The sequence below is a fragment of the Synechococcus sp. WH 8109 genome, from assembly GCF_000161795.2.
Classification (GTDB): Bacteria; Cyanobacteriota; Cyanobacteriia; order PCC-6307; family Cyanobiaceae; genus Parasynechococcus.
Genome location: NZ_CP006882.1, coordinates 90,740 through 108,146, shown reverse-complemented (window position 1 = coordinate 108,146; position 17,407 = coordinate 90,740). Strand labels below are relative to the sequence as shown.

The following is a 17,407-nucleotide window of genomic DNA, read 5'->3' as shown; positions in this document are numbered from 1 at the left end:
TCGACCTGACAATGTCAATCTACCACCGGCTGTCTATAGAGGCTTGCAGAGGCCTCTCAGAGACCATTCCAAGCCGGGCTGCACCCCCTCACCCTTTGAACAGCTCCCATCCCCTGGTGATCACCCTGCTCGGGCCCACCGCCAGCGGCAAAACCGCCCTGGCGCTGGACATCGCCGAACGGCTGGATCTACCGGTGATCAACGTGGATTCCCGCCAGCTTTACCAGGAGATGGACCTGGGCACCGCCAAGCCGACGGCGGAGCAGCAGGCACGGGTGCCGCACCACCTTTTGGATCTGCGGCCACCGGACCAACCGATCACCCTGCAGGAGTTCCAGGCGGAAGCCAATCCCTGCATCGCCCGTGAACTGGAGCAGCGGGGTGTCGCCCTGCTGGTGGGCGGCAGCGGCCTCTACCTCAAAGCTCTCACCGGTGGCCTTCAACCTCCGGCAGTAGCCCCTCAGCCACAACTGCGCCAGCAGCTGACGGCCCTGGGCCAAGGCATCTGCCACGCCCTGCTGCAGGCTGCCGACCCCGAGGCTGCCGTCAAAATCGCCCCGGCTGATGCCGTGCGCACCCAGCGGGCCCTGGAGGTGTTCTACGCCTCCGGGCAACCAATGAGTCGTCAAGCCACAGCCACGCCTCCGCCCTGGCGGGTGCTGGAACTAGGCCTCAACCCCGCCAACCTGCGCCAGCGCATCCAGCAACGCACCGAACAGCTCTACCGCGATGGGCTGGTGGACGAGACCCGGCGCCTGAGCGAGCGCTACGGCGCTGATCTGCCGCTGCTGCAGACCATCGGCTACGGCGAAGCGCTGCAGGTAATGAGCGGCAGCCTGAACACTGCAGATGCAGTGCAAATCACCAGCCAACGCACCCGACAGTTCGCCAAACGCCAACGCACCTGGTTCCGGCGTCAGCACAACCCCCATTGGCTATCCGACCAGCCAACCCTGACGGATGCCATGACGTTGATCGAACAACATCTAAGGTGAAGGATGCAGACGTTGTAATCATCGAAGTTGTCTGCACCTGTCCCCGTCACCGCCTGAATGCCCCCACGTCCCCGTTTTGACCGTCGTGCCCCGGTTCGGGAGCTGCCCAACATCAACGACCGGATCAACTACCCCCAGTTGCGGGTGGTCGACTCAGACGGCGCTCAGCTGGGCGTGATCAGCCGCGAAGAAGCCCTGGATGTGGCCAGCGACCGGGAACTGGATCTGGTGCTGGTGAGCGAAAAGGCTGACCCACCGGTCTGCCGGATCATGGACTACGGCAAGTTCAAGTTCGAGCAGGAAAAGAAAGCCAAAGAGGCCAAGAAGAAGTCGCACCAGACCGAAGTTAAGGAGGTCAAGATGCGCTACAAGATCGATCAGCACGACTACGACGTGCGGATCGGTCAGGCCCAGCGCTTCCTCAAGGCGGGCGACAAGGTGAAGTGCACCGTGATCTTCCGGGGCCTTGAGATCCAGCACACAGCGCTTGCCGAAACCCTGCTGCGGCGGATGGCCAAGGATCTCGAGGAAAAGGCGGAAATCCAGCAAGCGCCCAAGCGCGAGGGACGCAACATGATCATGTTCCTCACCCCTCGCAAAACGCCGCTGGTGAAGAAGGAGGAAAAGGAGCAGGCCGCCAACAAGGCCGTACGCACCATCCCGGCACCGCCAAAACCCACTGCTGCCAAAGTGACCAGCCCCCGGGGCTGAAACAAACGCTCGTCACCCAGCAGCAGGTGCCAGCCCTGGACTAAGGCCTCGGGATGGAGTCTGCTGGGGGCATCGCACATGAAACCGTGGTCGGCAACGGAAAACTCCACAAAGCGCTAGCGCGGCCCAGTGGAATCGACCTTCCTCAGGTCATCCACTACCGCTTCGCGATCCTTGGCGAGGATCAGACGGTCTGCTGCGCAGAACACACAGGTGGGCCGCGCCTTGATCTCAGGCAACAAATTCAAGGAAGGCTCGCCCTCGCCTGGCCGAGTCCAAATGACACCTGCGCGGATAAATCGAAGACCTACTTAATACAGGGCAACGTGAAGACCAAAAAAGCGGCCTGCCTACCGGAGCAGAACACCACGGGATGAATGGCCACTCACGGGTAACGGGCTTGCAACCAGCTGAGCGCTGGGGCGACACCACCAAGAGCATTTTCGGCAGTAGTTGAGCTTTTGTGGCGTTGCCCTTAAGCCAGATCGGACGCTTTGTTAGCCAACTACAAATCAGTCTCCGTGCGGTCAAACAAGGGGCCTGCCTGAGCCGGATGGCCGCGAACAGTCAGGCAATCGACAACGCTGTGGACCCAGACATTAAGCCCCAAAAACTAGAAAAGAACGATATAAACACGCAACTAACACGTTATCGTATTATTTTCGTTCGCATTGTCTGAGGGCTTTGCACGCCAACAGCGCAGTGACACAGCGATATCAGCCAGGCAAAGCCGGCAAAGGTGCTGCGAGTTGGGAATTGTCACAGGCTCACAGGACACACACCCAATTGTCACCAGACGAATCGGTCCGTATGGTGGCCGCATTCCGACCTGTCCCATCGGCGTGCGATTTCATATCCAGCAGGAAAGCGACATACCGGCCTCGACGCAGCTTTACAACCAGATTTGTTTCGCCATTGCAGCGCGGCACTACCCGCCAGGACATCGACTACCGAGCACCCGCCAGCTGGCGATGCAGACCGGGTTACACCGGAACACGATCAGCAAGGTGTACCGCCAACTGGAAACCGATGGCGTGGTGGAAGCAATGGCCGGCTCTGGAATTTACGTACGGGATCAACAAAAATTGCGGGAGATAAAAACCCCGCCACACATCCGCAATCGAGGAGTGACCGACCTCGACCGTGAAGTACGAAAATGCGTAGACGGCCTACTCAATGCTGGATGCACTCTGCAGCAGACTCGCGAGCTGCTTACACGGGAGATCGACTGGCGCCTCCGCTGCGGCGCTCGGGTGCTGGTCAGCACACCCAGGGAAGACATCGGCGCCTCGATGCTGATTGCCGAAGAACTCCAACCGTGTGTAAACGTACCGGTGGAAGTGGTGCCCATGGAAGAACTGGAAACCGTACTTGAAAATTCCAGCAATGGGACTGTGGTGACGAGCCGATACTTCCTCCAACCAATGGAGGAACTTGCAAAAAAACACGGTGTGAGGGCCGTGGCCGTAGATCTAAATGATTTTCGGGACGAGTTGGCCATGCTGAAAGAGCTGCGACCAGGCAGCTGTGTCGGCCTAGTAAGCATTAGCCCCGGTATCCTGAGAGCTGCGGAAGTAATTCTCCATTCGATGCGCGGCAACGAATTGCTGCTGATGACCGCCACCCCAGATATTGGGAGCCGCCTACTAGCCCTACTGAGGGCCTCAAGCCATGTGCTGTGTGATCGGCCAAGCCAGCCCCTTGTAGAACAATGCCTGCGACAAAACAGGTCCCAATTAATGCGAATGCCACAGGTGCACTGCGCAGAAAACTACCTAAGCGCCGATACGATTAATCAACTTCGAAAGGAGATAGGACTACAGACACAAAACGACGACAGCTGAAACCCTCTGCAATGTTTGATCACATACGTGCCGACCTCGCAATCATTCGCGAGCGTGATCCTGCTGCCCGTGGCTGGATGGAAATAGTATGTTGCTATCCAGGCTTTCAGGCAATCTTCCTACATCGGTTGAGCCACCGTTTATGGAATAGCCGTCTACCACTACAACTCATGGCACGGTGCCTGAGTCAAATTGGACGATCACTGACGGGAATTGAAATTCACCCGGGGGCTCGCATTGGGCATAGCGTATTTATAGACCACGGCATGGGAGTGGTAATAGGGGAAACTGCAGAAGTAGGCGAAAGATGCCTTTTATATCAAGGAGTAACGCTAGGAGGAACGGGTAAGGATCACGGCAAACGGCACCCAACACTGGCAGAGAATGTTGTGGTCGGAGCAGGAGCCAAAATATTAGGGGCGATCACTATCGGCTCGAACACAAGAATCGGAGCAGGGTCTGTAGTAGTAAAGAATGTAGACGCTGACTGTACAGTTGTAGGGATTCCAGGCAGAGTAGTGCATCAAAGCGGCGCACGAGTCAACCCGTTAGCGCACTCAGCCCTGCCAGACGCTGAAGCTTCAATAATAAGAAATCTAATGCAGCGGATAGATGAGCTTGAAAACGGCATGGCAAATTTAAATAGGCAGTTAGAACCAACAAACAAAGGGCAGGAAGCCACACGAAATTTGAATGGAGAAAGCCAAAATCTAAGAGACAGAGAAATATTGGAATTACTTGGCGATGTGGAAGAAAAGGAAAGAGGGCAAGGATGAATTACAACTTTGCAGGATATCTGATAAAAAACAGAAGAATATTGAAACAATTAATTTTGCGGGATATATATGGAAGGTACAAAGGATCAATACTAGGAATTTTGTGGACAGTCGTAAATCCTATAATGATGCTGAGTGTTTACACACTAGTATTCTCGCAAGTATTTAGAGCGAAATGGGGAGGAGGCTCGGGGGAAGACAGTCCGATAACATTTGCCTTGAACTTATTTGCAGGACTAATTGTATTCAATATTTTCGCAGAATGCGCCACTAAAGCACCAACGCTAATTACTAGTAATCCAAACTTTGTAAAGAAGGTAATATTCCCAATACATACGCTTGGAGGAATGGTAACAGGAAGCGCTTTGATACATGGGGCAATGAGCACCATAATATTAATAGTTGGCAAGTTAATCCTAGATGGAAGAATATCAAATACAATGTTTGCACTGCCTGTCGTGTGGTTACCGTTGATTTTTGGGTGTTTAGGACTGAGCTGGATGCTATGTTGGATTGGAGTAATTATTAAGGATACACCACAAGTAATAAATGCAGCCGTGAGCATGCTGATGTTTTTAAGCCCAATATTCTATCCAAGTTCATTGTTACCAGATAAATTACAATGGCTAGCAAAAATAAATCCGCTAGCTACAGTAATAGAAAGCACAAGGAGCGTAGTCATTGCAGGTGAATTACCAAATATAGACAAATTGATAATAGAGATTATAGTATCGGCTATATGGTGCCAGCTGTGCTTTAATATCTTAAAAAAATCGCAGAAATCACTGGCTGATATACTATGATAAATAATAATAATGCACAAAAGAATACAGTCGTAAGATTGAGCAATGTGGGAAAAAGCTTTAAATTGTACAAAAGCAAAGCAGCGAGACTTAAACAGATAATCAATGGTCAGAATAAACGGTACTATAAGGAATTTATTGCGCTTGAAGATATTTCATTTGAAGTCAGCAAAGGTACTGCTTTAGCAATAATCGGAAAAAACGGGAGCGGTAAAAGCACTTTGCTTCAGATAATTTGCGGAATTGTCAGTCCTACTCAAGGAAGTGTGCAAGTAAAAGGCAAGGTTGCAGCACTACTCGAGCTTGGAAGTGGATTTAACCCCGAATTTACAGGAAGAGAAAATATATATCTGAACGCAACTTTATTTGGCCTTAGTAAAAAACAAATAGATGAGAGATTTGACGCGATAGTAAAATTCTCGGAAATCGGAGACTTTATAGACGAGCCAACAAAGACTTACTCCAGCGGGATGGTCGTACGATTAGCTTTTTCAATAATAACAAATGTAGATGCCGATATTTTAATCGTGGACGAAGCGTTATCAGTAGGTGATGCATTTTTCACGCAAAAATGCATGAGATTTATTGAGAGGTTTAGGAAAGACGGAACCCTTATTTTTGTTAGTCATGACGCAAATGCTGTGTTAAGTCTATGCGATCAAGCGTTACTATTGAAGGATGGGAAGAATACGGCTATAGGAACACCAAAGGAAGTGATGGAAGTGTACACAAAGCAACTCCAAAGTGATAACGAAGAGGAGAGAGATTTAAACGATAACATCAATGGATATCCACAAGACTCTAATAGATTAGACTCACTTGGAATAGGTTATGAAAATCAACAAGAGAATATTGAAAGATTAAAATGGAGTGATTACAGAAAGGAAGTCATAAATGCAAGCAAATATGCCAACCGAATAGAGATTTCAAATATAGGCGATGACATAACAAGTAAAGAAAGCTATGGAGGGAAAAAAGCAAAAATAATAGAAATTCTCATAAAAAACCATGAAAAAAACGGTCAAATAGAAACAATATTAGGCGGAGAGATTGTTGAATTGGTAATAATCTGCAGGGCGGAAGAAGAAGTAGAAAACTTAATTACTGGATTTATATTAAAGAATAATAAAGGCTTAACATTACTCGGTGATAACACATTGAATGCAATAAGCTCAGGAGTTATTAAAAATGCGGCAAAAGGAGATATTATAAAAACTAAGTTTATATTTACGCTACCGTTGTTAAGTCAAGGTGACTATTCAATAACCACGGCATTGGCATCGGGCTCTCAAAGCAATCATGAAATACTTCATTGGTTGAATGATGCAATAGTGTTGCACTCACGATGTACTAGCATTGCTGCAGGACTAGCAGGTGTACCAATGCACGCAATTGAAATTGAAAAAGTATGAAGGAAGAATATACAGATAGTTTAGAATTAATTCCTCGATACGATGCTCCATCTTCCTGGTGGGAGCATGTGCCAGTCGCACATTGGATAATAAAGAGACTAAAACCAAAACTAGTAGTGGAATTAGGTACACACTATGGCGTATCATTCTTTAGTTTTTGCGAATCAGCCGAGATATTTTCAAAAGATACCTTTTGCTATGCAGTTGATACATGGGAGGGCGACAGTCAAGCAGGCTTTTACGGCAATGAGGTGTATGAAAAAGTAAGTCAGCATTTTAATACCAAACACAAATCAAGAGGAAGATTAATCAGATCAAGTTTTGACGATGCGGCCGCACATTTCGATGATAATACAATCGACTTGATTCATATTGATGGGTTACATACATACGAAGCAGTTAAACACGATTATGAAACATGGCGAAGTAAGTTAAGAAAGGGTGGTTCAATTATGTTTCATGATTGGAATGTAAGGGAAGCAGACTTTGGTGTATGGAAACTTTGGGAAGAAATAAAAACTGAAGGAAGTTTTGAATGCATAGAAATGATGAATGGGCATGGGCTAGCAATTGCAACAAAAACAAATTCAAAGCCAGAGTGGCATGATGAACTGGCAAAATCATTACCCGTTCTAAAAACTAAGGGATGGCTATTGGATGAACTAAGAAGGACAAAGGACCTTCTACAAGCGTCAGACAAAGAGCTGGCAACGAAAAAAGAAATGGAACAAGCACTTATGGCCCAGAACGATGAATTAAGACAGCGGTTGATAGAATTACAGAAAGTGGCGGAAATATACAAAAAGGGTCTACTGTACAGAGGAATTAGAAAGGTGATCCGTGCAATTGGAAATATCAGAAACTAAGTTTAATGATTTCAAGAAATTCAAAAGCAAAGGACAGATATTATATTACACATCTTGAAGACAGGGTAAACATGGAAGACGACAGGTAAAGCAAAGGATACAATAATAGAAGTTTGAATTCGAAAAAAATGGCAGTTATCAACATCGACGGAAAAGAATATATGACAGAGAATATGAGTGAAGAATCTAAGGCTACTCTGATTAGCCTACAATTTGTACAGGGAGAACAGAAAAGATTAGAAGCGCAGATTGCCGTCTACAAGACTGCAGAAAGGGCGTACGTGGTGGCGTTGAAGGAGACTTTAGAAAAGGGGTGAGCAAACAACACAAAGAATAAATAGTTTGCACTCAACTGAGCAGTGAATTTACCCAAGATACTTGCTTAGGCAAACAAACTTTAATAATATCGTAGTTATCAATAGCATAACTGCGCGCGTTAGATGAAATTTGCTGACGTTTGGAATGGTTGTCGAGGAGACTACAGATCTCGCTAGACAAAGCATCTTGATCAAAAAAATCAACAAGAAGACCAGTTCTATCGTGTTCGATGACTTCCCTAACTGGCTCTGTATCACTAGCGATAATAGAACAGCCGGCACTCATAGCCTCTAAAAGACTCCATGAAAGAACGAAGGGGTAAGTAAGATATATATGAACAGTAGATAACTGTAAAAGACCAATGAAGGTTGTATAGGGGAGGTTACCGAGAAAATGAACTCGATCCCAATCAGAGTCGGAAATATGAGGACGAACTTCATTAATAAATATCTGCTTCCATGAAAGATCTGAATTAGGCTTAGCACCATAACTAACACCGTCTCCGCCAACAATAAGAACATGTGCTGTAGGACGATCTTTTAGTATCTTTGGAAGCGTGCGCATAAAAATATGAAATCCACGATATGGCTCAAGATTCCTATTTACAAACGTGATAACTTCGTCTCTATTAGTTAGAAGCAAACTTTCATTGAGTGTTAGCTTTATAGAAGGATTAGGCTTGATACGGGCAGTATCAATACCGTCATGTATAACGGAAATTTTAGAACGAAATTGCTGAGGGAAAGAATTAGCTTGAAATTGTGTGGGGGATAGACCTGCATCGGCTATATCGAAGTGAAGAGTGTTATTAAGGTTCTTCAGGCGTAATTTGCAAATAGATTCGATCGATTTACTTGAAAACTCGCTGTCGAAGCCATAATCAAATCCAGAAGTGTTATAAAAGAATTCACAATAGAGGGCAAGGATTGATGATGGCCAAACCTCTTTAAGAAACATGGGCTCACCCCACCCATGATGAGCAATGATTAAGTCAGGTATTAGACCGGAATCCTTAAGTTCAAGACAACGCCGGAGACACGCCTCACCCCGAATCACCTTGGTTTCTAAGTCAGCTATCCACGGATGAATAGTGTCAGAACTTGACCTCGATGGGTGATATGAAATAATCCGGACACCCGATAAAGTCTTCCCGAGACCAGGACGAAGAGTAAGTGCAAAAACCTTGTGTCCTTGACGAACAAGTTCAGGAGCAAGAAATTTAAACTGTGCAGGGAAGTTTTGATGAACAAAAAGAATGTTCATAGGGATAGACAGGACAAAAAAAAACCCCTCCTTACGGAGGGGAAAATATGGAAGGGAGATCAGGTGAAGTCAGCGAAGTTAGCAGCAGACAGAGAGGTCGCATCATCAACACCAACCAGGCGCATCATGGCGTAACCAATGTCGTCTGCAGCGTCAAACTGCTTGTTGGTACCATCAGCACCCTCTTCGATGTAGAAGATGAAGGTGTCGGTGCCGTTGTCAGCCGCAACGTACTGGGCATCACCGGTTGCACCATTCTGGAAGACCGCCGTAGCGCCCAGGTAGGTTTCAATCTCGGCTTCAGTTGGACCAGTAAGTGAGTTTGCAACGGTGATGTTGTCACTGAAGGCTGTGAAAGCGTGTGTAGCACCCATAGCGCCCAGTGCACCTTCGTTGTAAGCAGTTACAGCAGTGCCGTTAACCTTTGCTCCATTAGTAGTGAAGTCGATGATGTCATCGGCAACAACGAAGGTGACAATGTCATAGCCATCAGTAGTACCGTCACCGTTGCGGATAATGGTGTCAGCACCATCACCAGCAGTGATGCTGTCAGTTCCAGCACCACCAGTGATCGTATCTGCACCACCGCCTGCAGTGATTGTGTCATTACCAGCACCACCAGAGATGGTGAAGTTAATGTCACCGTCAGCGGCTGCTGTGGTGGTAGCAATCTGATAATCAAGTGTAGTAATCAGATTGTCATCATTGACATTGACGTAGAGCTTGTTGTTGGTTGTGTCATGAATGTACTGACCTCTCTCAGCAGAGAGAGCAGCTTGTACTGCGGTAATGCCAGCTGCTGCAGTAACAACAGTTGCATTAACTGTTGCATGAGAGCCTGCACCGAGACCGCTGTAATCCAAGGTGATATTCAACTTGTCAGCACCACTGGTGAAGTCAGTGATGGTGTCAGTGGCTGAAGAGTTCGACTGAGCAACAGCTGTGTAGACGAAGATGTCAGCCTCAGTTCCACCGGTAAGAGTGTCAGCTCCAGCACCACCTGTGATGCTGTCTGCGCCTGCACCTCCAACGATGGAGTCGGCACCTGCTGCAGCAGTAATGGTGTCAGCACCCGCTCCGCCTGAAATGGTGTCAGCGGCACCAGCATCTGTAATGACGTCTGCACCTGAAGAACCAGTGATATTCAGGAGACCGTCAGTTTCCGCTGCATTACCTGTGAAGGTAAGAATCTCATCGGTTTCCGTCATTGCAGAAGCATCGACGGTCAGGGTCGAACCTGATGCGATTTGGGTGTTGTTGGCACCCATGGTGATACTGACATCCTTGTTAGCTGCATAGGCGACAGTGATGTTCTCAACACCAGTCATAAGAGTGGTGGTTGCAGTACCGTCGTCAGCAGTAATTGTCAGTTTGTCGCTTGTACCTGTACCACCTTTGATGGTATCGCCTGCTGCAATGTTGGCAGCTGCGGAAACAACTTGAATAGCTGCAGCTGCTGCAGAGCCATCAATGTTGTCACTTTGACCCGCTGTAGTTGTGGAATTAACAGTAAGGGTGTTGGTAAAACCGTTGGAGACGGTTAGAGAACTTGCCGTATTACCAGCGAATGTCACCGTTGAAACATTGGTTGTCTGGGCATTTGAGCCAAGAGTCAATGAAGTGAATTCGATGTTGTTGGCACCAGTCAAAGTCTCAATACTTGAGACATTTGCAAAGTGAGCATCAGTAACTGTTGAGTTTGCAGAGAAACTCATTGTGTCAGCACCGTCACCACCAGCAATGGTGTCGATATTGGTTAAAACACCATCAGCTGAGATGTGAATGGTATCTGTACCAGCTCCAGCGGTGATATTAGAACCAACGTTGGCTGATGCATCAGCGGTGATGACATCGTTGTCAGCACCACCAATAATCACAACTTTGCCGTCAACCTCAGCGGAAGCGTCAAGAGTAAGAACACCAGTGGTCAAGCTAGAACCATCAATAGTGATGGTTTCGAACAATGCTTCGTGGGTGTAGGTCGCGTTGTTGTTATTGAGAGTGATGTCGGCATTGGCTGTCGTGCCAACAATCTGGATCGTCTCAACCTTAGTGACTGATGCAAGGTCAGCAGCAGCAATAGCGTTGCCGCCAACAGTGATTGCGATTGTGTCAGAACCAGAGCCACCGGTAATAGTCGCAACACCAGCGGCATTTTCATCATCCAAGTCGCTATCAGCGGCTGTGATGGTCAAGGCCCCGGTGTAATTAGTGGCATCGACTTTGTTAGCGACAGCATCATCAGCGTCGAAATCAACGGTAAGAGCACTAGTAAAGCCAGCACCAACCGTCACAACATCAGCATCACCACCAGCAGTACCTCTCAGGTTGACAGTGGTGACACCTGCGGCCATGGCAGCTGCCCCCAAGGTGAGAGCAGTAAACATCTTGTCGTCAGTTGTTTGCAGAGTCTGCACATTCGTGACGAGCGTGAATGCTGCATCAGCAACTGTTGAATCTTCCGTGAACTGAATAGTGTTGGCTCCAGCACCACCACCGACACTGTCTGCTGCAGTTAGATCGCCGTTTCCGAAGTAAATGATGTCATCGCCAGCACCAGCTGTGATGGTGTCACCATTGTTGGCGGATGTAGAAGCAGTAATAAAGTCGTTTGCTCCACCAGTGTTGATAACAACTTTTGCATCGTCTTCAGCGGATGCGTCGATAGTTGCGACACCTGTTGTGAGGGCGGAAGCATTAACGGTGATGGTTTCATCACCAGCTGCACCAGTTCCAACAGCATTGTTGTCAGAAAGTGTTAGTCCGAAGGCACTAGTAAGTCCAGAGTCAACAACAATGTTTTCAACCTTGGTGATCTGTGCCATATCGGCAGCAGCAATAGCTGATCCAGAGGCAGTGACATTCATGGTGTCAGTGCCTGTGCCACCGGTAATTGTGGTGAGACCGGCTGCTCCGTCGTTGTCAATGAAGGAATCAGTCAGATCAACTGTCAGCGAACCAGTGTAGTTAGTGGCGATGATCGATTGACCAGCACCAGTATCAGCACGGAGATCAACCTCAAGGTCTCGGGTGAAAGCGGCTCCAACGGTTACTTTGTCGACAGCATCAGTATCAGCAAAAGTAACAGTATTGATTCCAGCAGCCAGAGCTTTTTCACCCAGGACAAGGTTGGTCAACCGAATACCAGCGGTTGTGGTAATAGTCTCAACACCTGTGACCAGTGTGAAATCAGCATCAACGACATCTGCCGCATCAGTGTATTCAATGGTGTCAGTACCGATACCACCAGCAACTGAGTCTGCTGCGGTGAGACCAGCATTCGTGAATTTGAGAACGTCATTACCATCACCAGCGGTGATGGTGTCACCGTGATTAGCAGAAGCAGAACCAGTAATGGTGTCTGCACCACCGCCTGTGGTAATTACAACTTTGGAATCGTCCTCAGCTGCAGCACTAATAGTGGCGTTAGCCGTTGTCAATGCAGAGGCATCAACAGTGATTGTTTCATCGCCTGCTGCACCAGTTCCAACAGCATTGTTGTCGTGAATTGTCAGATTAATTGCATTATTGGTGAGAATTTCAAACTTCTCGACCTTAGTAACTGAAGCAAGTTGAGCTGCGGCAATGGTATCGCCGGAGGCGGTAATTTTCAGAACATCCGCAGTTCCAGTACCGCCTGTAATAGTAGTGACATTGTCATCGATATCAGTATCAAGAGCGTTGACGGTCAACACCTTGGTGTAATTGGTGGCGACAATCGAGTTGTCTTGAGTGTTATCGGTGTCAAGATTAACTGTCAAATTGTTGGTGAAACCAGCTTCAACAACAAGTGAATCAGTTTTCGCGGTATCGGTGAACGTAACAGTATCGATACCAGCTTCAGCAGCTTCAGTACCGATGGTCACAGATGTCAACTGGTCATCAGCAGCAGCAGTGATTGTTTTGACACTAGTGACATTGGTGAATGCAGCATCAACAACAGTGGTGTTGTCGCCAAAACGGATGGTGTCATCCCCGTCACCGCCTGAAACTGTGTCATCAGCAGTCAGGATAGTTGTGGCAAAGACAAACGTGTCAGCACCAATGCCGCCAGCGATGGTGTCGTTACCACCAGAAGAAGTAATAACGTCATCACCTGAACCGGCATCTACGGTGTCATTACCGGTACCGGTAGTGATTTAGTCAATACCAGCACCACTGACGATACTGTCAGCGCCACCACCAGAAGAGATAGTGTCGGCTCCATCGCCAGTAGTGATGGTGTCTCCACCAGTTCCACCAGTGACATCATCAGCTCCGGTACCAGTTGTAATAGCAACACCAGGTGTACCAGCGGTAAGTGTGAGATTGCCTGTGAATGTTCCACCAGAAACACTTGTAATCTCATTATCAAGCGCAGCTGTGATAGTAAGATTTTGAGAACCTGTTAACTCAAGTGCAGTAGTACCAACACCTGTAGTCTGCAGGTCGGCAATCACATTGGCCTCAGAAGCACTGTTAATAGAAACGGTTTCTATTTTTTCGGTAGTGCCAGCATCGCGAGTGAGAGTAATAGTTTGATTGTTACTTTCACTAAGATTGATCTGGAGATCATCTGTAGTGCCAGTCAGTGCAGCACCATCAAAATCGAGGGTGGTTGTCTGATTAGCAGCTGGTGATGTGATACCAACCGTTGTTGGAAGTGACTGAAGATTATTTAGGGTGACGGCAGCAAGAGAGTTAGTGGAATTAATACCTGTAACTCCGGTAGCACTCTCCATATTGAGAGTTGCACCATTTGCGCCACCTGTCAGATTGAATTGCTCAATGCTGGTTGTGTCAACAACAACCGTTGCTGCGCTGTTAACAGCAGCAGTAATAGTGTCGTTGCCATCTCCACCTGTGAGGCTATCAAAGGCAGAAAGGCTGTTAGAAAGTGAAGCGTCAAAGGTGTCAGCGCCACCAGCACCAGTAAGAGTCTCAGCCCCAGTAGTCAGGGTGAGGGTTTGTGCAGCAGTTGCCGGGTCGGCATCATCATTAGTGATGGTGCCGGTAGCAGAAACCGAAGCGTTAAGCGTAGAACCAGAGAATGTGACCGTAAAGGTTTCGTCTGTCTCGAAAGTTGTGTCTTCAGTGGTTGTGATGTTGACAAACTTGGTTTGCTGACCAGCAGCGAAAGTGACGGAGCTAGTTACCTCTGTGAAGTCAGTAGTAGCTGCGGTGCCAGTAGCAGTGGTGTAGTTAACAACAACCGCTTCCGTTGGTGCAGAGTCGAGAGTCAACTGGAAGGTTGCTACATCACCCTCAGCAGCCGAAACATCAGCAACAGTAAGGCTGTAAGTGGGAACCGCAGTATCATCATTAGTGATAGTGCCAGTTGCACTAACAGCCGCAGCAAGACTCGAACCAGTGAAGTTGACCGTGAAGGTCTCACTGCTCTCAACAGCCGTATCTTCAGTTGTCTGAATGGTTACGAACTGAGTTGTCTGACCAGCAGCAAAAGTGACGGTGCTAGATGCAGATGTGAAATCAGTTGCTCCTGCAGTACCTGCAGCAGTCGCATAATTAACGACAATTGCTTCAGTAGGTGCAGAGTCGAGAGTCAACTGGAAGGTTGCCGCATCACCCTCAGCAGCCGAGACGTCAGCAACGGTCAGTGTGTAAGTAGGTGCAGCAGAATCATCGTTGGTGATTGTGCCAGTGGCAGTTACATCCGCAGCGAGAGATGAACCTGAGAAAGTAATTGAGAAGGTTTCATCAAGCTCTACAGCCGTATCTTCAGTAGACTGAATAGTTACAAATTTGGTTTTCTGACCAGCAGAGAAGGTTACTGAGCTGGAGGTTGAGGTGTAGTCAGACGCACCTGCAGTTCCATTGGAAGTTACGTAGTTGACTACGACGTCTGCAGTAGGAGCTGAGTCAAGCGTGAGAGTGAAAGTAACTCCATCACCCTCGGACGCTGAGGCAGCAGATGTAGAAAGAGTGTAAGTAGGAGCTACAACAGCGACATCATCATTTGTGATGGTGCCAGTAGCAGCAACTGAACCAGTAAGACGCGTACCCGAGAAAGTAACGGTGAAGGTTTCATCCGACTCAACAGAAGTGTCCTCTGTTGTAGCGACGGTGACGAACTGCGTTTGTTGGCCTGCAGCAAAGGTGACCGAACCAGAAGAGGAGGCGTAATCACCTGTACCAGCGGTACCAGTACCAGTTACGTAGTTAACGATTACGGCTTCTGTAGGAGCCTCGTTAAGAGTAAGTGTGAAGGTAACAGTGTCACCTTCAGCAGCAGAAGCAGCTGCTGTAGTGAGGGTGTAGGTAGAAGGAGTATCTAAAAGTTCTGCAACGGCCTTAACCTCTTCGCCGGTCTTAGGAGTTGAGGTTGAAACCGAGTCATTGAAAGCCCGACCTGAAGCAAGACCAGCTGTCGTTGAATACGCTGACAAGTCACCCGCATCTGTAGCGAGATAGTCGCTATAGAGGTCAGCAGACTCAACTTTCGCCATCATTACCTGGCGAATATCAGTGCTTTCCGGGAGATTGAGGATCGCATTGACAAGAGTTATTCCGAGGTAGTCGTGATTAACAGCCCCAGAAGAAATTGCATTGGTCCAACCCGTAACTTCGGAATCGGCGGCTGCACGTCCAACAAGACGCTGATACAGCGCATTAATTAGATTTTTGGTGACAATTTCACCAGACGTTGTGTTGGGAGTAACAGTGACAGTCTGATACTCAGAGGTCTGGACAAAAGCTGCGACAATTTGACTCTGAGTTGCCCCTGCAGCAACCCAAGAAGTAGTACCGCTCAGGGACGCGGGATCAGCGGGGCGACCAAAATAAGCAAGGTTGAGGAGCTGAACGGCTTGCGGAGTTGCAAGTGCCATGTTGAGAGACCGGAAGAGCTAAACGTTTGCTGATGGGGCAGGCCCCGAGTTGGGTTTAGATGCCTCGGGGCATCTAGCCTCTGTCAAGCGCAGACACGTCTGGCTGCAGATTGACTACATAATATCGTTCGATGAGACGAAATGCAAGTGAGGGCCCTGCAAGTGTCAGTACCCCTAGTGGACACCAAGCAAAGCGTCTCGCGGAAAATTCCGATGAAAGGCGAGGAGGTAACCGTCCCAGGACCTGGCAGAAAAAACAAGTGGAAATAACTCAGATGCCTTGGCACAACACGGGTTTCGGCACCTTTAACTTTATTTAGCCCTGATAATTGGTACGAAAAAATGTATTCAATGGCTCCTCAAAAAAGCGATAGCTAACAAACGAGAGGATGAGGGTCCATACAAGAACGGCAGTAAAGTCAGAGGGAAGTATCTGTATTCCAGCAAATTTGATACCGCCAGCTTGAGCCGCTCGGATCATCAAGGGTTGATGGTACAGATACATCCCATAACTGGCCTGACCGAGAGCCGCCATGAAGGGACGCTCGAGAAACTGTACTAATAAGCCTTGACTTGCCACGAGACCTGTTATAAGTAAAATACAACACATTGATGAGAGCATACGATTAAGTACTAGCTGAACGGGAACGGTTGCACCCCAGTCATATCCATGAAAGATTAAATAGATAAATAATATGGTAGAAACAGTCGACGAGGCCTTTGAGAGCATTTTTAAATGATATGATGATTTTCGATTATATATTCCGTACAGTTTAGAAAATGAATTCGAATAGACGATGCGACAACCGATAATACCCAAAACAAATTCAGGAAGTCGTGATATAGGATTAATGTATATCAAACCCTGCCAAACAAAATTATTATGGACATTGACGCCGTATGATAGAGATTCAAAATATGCAAGGAAGGACGCTATTGAAAGAATGGATATAAAAAGAAGAGCAAAAATAGCTAACAGACGCACAACAGAAAACTTACGAAGAAAAGGGAAGCATATATAAAAAAATAATTCAACTGAGATACTCCAAAGAACAGCATTGAAGGAAAAGTAAAAGGCAGGTATTGGTATCCAGGCTTGAAGCCCAAGCAAGCTAATGAGTAGGATACTGAATGTTGACCAACCACTATCAGGAGCTGGAAGATATAGAGTACGGGGTAAAAGAAAAATTACAAGTAGGATCGATAATACAGCTGCAGGCCAAATGCGAGCAAGCCGTGCCCGAATGAAGCCCACAAAAGAAGGACTTCGATGACTATATGCGTAACTAATTACAAAACCGGATAAAACGAAAAACAATGATACGGATTTTGATAAGTCAAATGTTGAAAGAATAAAATCCGGGATAAGATCATGATTACGCGCATGTAATACAAAAATGGCCATTGCTGCGATAAATCGCAGACCTGTAAGACCATTGAGGTGTAAACGACTGCGATTCATCTGACAGGTACGTGTTAGTTTTTCAATGCTGTAAAATAAGTATCGAAATTGGCTCGTGAAAAATCAAGGGAACACAATTAAGTGAAAGTCTAAGAGGCCTTCCCAGAGGCTGTATGACAAGTCATAGTCT

Annotated in this window: 14 protein-coding genes; 9 read left to right on the top strand and 5 right to left on the bottom strand. The window is 47.5% G+C overall.

Going from position 1 to position 17,407, the window contains the following annotated elements; genetic code table 11:
* The first annotated feature begins 95 nt into the window (after nucleotides 1-95).
* From miaA to Syncc8109_RS00455, 9 genes are all read left to right on the top strand, one after another.
* Nucleotides 96-995, top strand: a complete 900-nt coding sequence (gene miaA / locus Syncc8109_RS00490) for a tRNA (adenosine(37)-N6)-dimethylallyltransferase MiaA (protein WP_006849978.1) — start codon at nucleotides 96-98, stop codon at nucleotides 993-995.
* Between the two features lie 57 nt (nucleotides 996-1,052).
* Nucleotides 1,053-1,706, top strand: a complete 654-nt coding sequence (gene infC / locus Syncc8109_RS00485; protein ID WP_006849735.1) for a translation initiation factor IF-3 — start codon at nucleotides 1,053-1,055, stop codon at nucleotides 1,704-1,706.
* Between the two features lie 86 nt (nucleotides 1,707-1,792).
* Nucleotides 1,793-2,083, top strand: a complete 291-nt coding sequence (locus Syncc8109_RS00480) for a hypothetical protein (protein ID WP_232202431.1) — start codon at nucleotides 1,793-1,795, stop codon at nucleotides 2,081-2,083.
* Between the two features lie 465 nt (nucleotides 2,084-2,548).
* Complete coding sequence (locus Syncc8109_RS00470; protein ID WP_025362003.1) at nucleotides 2,549-3,550, top strand: GntR family transcriptional regulator; 1,002 nt, start codon at nucleotides 2,549-2,551, stop codon at nucleotides 3,548-3,550.
* Between the two features lie 11 nt (nucleotides 3,551-3,561).
* A complete protein-coding gene (gene cysE, locus Syncc8109_RS11440; protein WP_071823026.1) occupies nucleotides 3,562-4,326 on the top strand; it encodes a serine O-acetyltransferase in 765 nt (254 codons plus the stop codon).
* Nucleotides 4,323-5,129, top strand: coding sequence for an ABC transporter permease (locus Syncc8109_RS11435; protein WP_071823025.1), 807 nt, complete (start codon nucleotides 4,323-4,325; stop codon nucleotides 5,127-5,129). Before cysE ends, Syncc8109_RS11435 begins: the two co-directional genes overlap by 4 nt.
* A 65-nt stretch (nucleotides 5,130-5,194) precedes the next feature.
* A complete protein-coding gene (locus Syncc8109_RS00465) occupies nucleotides 5,195-6,541 on the top strand; it encodes an ABC transporter ATP-binding protein (RefSeq protein ID WP_232202430.1) in 1,347 nt (448 codons plus the stop codon).
* Nucleotides 6,538-7,407 (top strand): class I SAM-dependent methyltransferase, encoded by an 870-nt coding sequence (locus tag Syncc8109_RS11430; protein ID WP_084213240.1) that lies wholly within the window; start codon nucleotides 6,538-6,540, stop codon nucleotides 7,405-7,407. The genes Syncc8109_RS00465 and Syncc8109_RS11430 overlap by 4 nt, the downstream gene beginning before the upstream one ends.
* Before the next feature lie 128 nt (nucleotides 7,408-7,535).
* Nucleotides 7,536-7,724: a DUF6447 family protein gene (locus Syncc8109_RS00455; protein WP_025362002.1), complete on the top strand. Its 189-nt coding sequence runs from the start codon at nucleotides 7,536-7,538 to the stop codon at nucleotides 7,722-7,724.
* A gap of 31 nt (nucleotides 7,725-7,755) precedes the next feature.
* Here Syncc8109_RS00455 and Syncc8109_RS11425 read toward each other — a convergent pair whose 3' ends face one another.
* The 5 genes from Syncc8109_RS11425 to Syncc8109_RS11415 form a co-directional block, all read right to left on the bottom strand.
* A complete protein-coding gene (locus Syncc8109_RS11425) occupies nucleotides 7,756-8,988 on the bottom strand; it encodes a glycosyltransferase family 4 protein (RefSeq protein WP_006851446.1) in 1,233 nt (410 codons plus the stop codon).
* A gap of 59 nt (nucleotides 8,989-9,047) precedes the next feature.
* The gene (locus Syncc8109_RS00445) at nucleotides 9,048-12,854 is read right to left on the bottom strand and encodes an S-layer family protein (RefSeq protein WP_232202504.1); all 3,807 of its coding nucleotides are present in this window, start codon (nucleotides 12,852-12,854) and stop codon (nucleotides 9,048-9,050) included.
* Nucleotides 12,855-12,859: 5 nt separating this feature from the next.
* A complete protein-coding gene (locus Syncc8109_RS13000; RefSeq protein WP_255325695.1) occupies nucleotides 12,860-12,988 on the bottom strand; it encodes a hypothetical protein in 129 nt (42 codons plus the stop codon).
* 139 nt (nucleotides 12,989-13,127) lie between these two features.
* Nucleotides 13,128-15,815, bottom strand: coding sequence for a Calx-beta domain-containing protein (locus Syncc8109_RS11420; RefSeq protein WP_006851623.1), 2,688 nt, complete (start codon nucleotides 15,813-15,815; stop codon nucleotides 13,128-13,130).
* A gap of 316 nt (nucleotides 15,816-16,131) precedes the next feature.
* Complete coding sequence (locus Syncc8109_RS11415; protein ID WP_006851224.1) at nucleotides 16,132-17,277, bottom strand: acyltransferase; 1,146 nt, start codon at nucleotides 17,275-17,277, stop codon at nucleotides 16,132-16,134.
* Nucleotides 17,278-17,407: the final 130 nt, after the last annotated feature.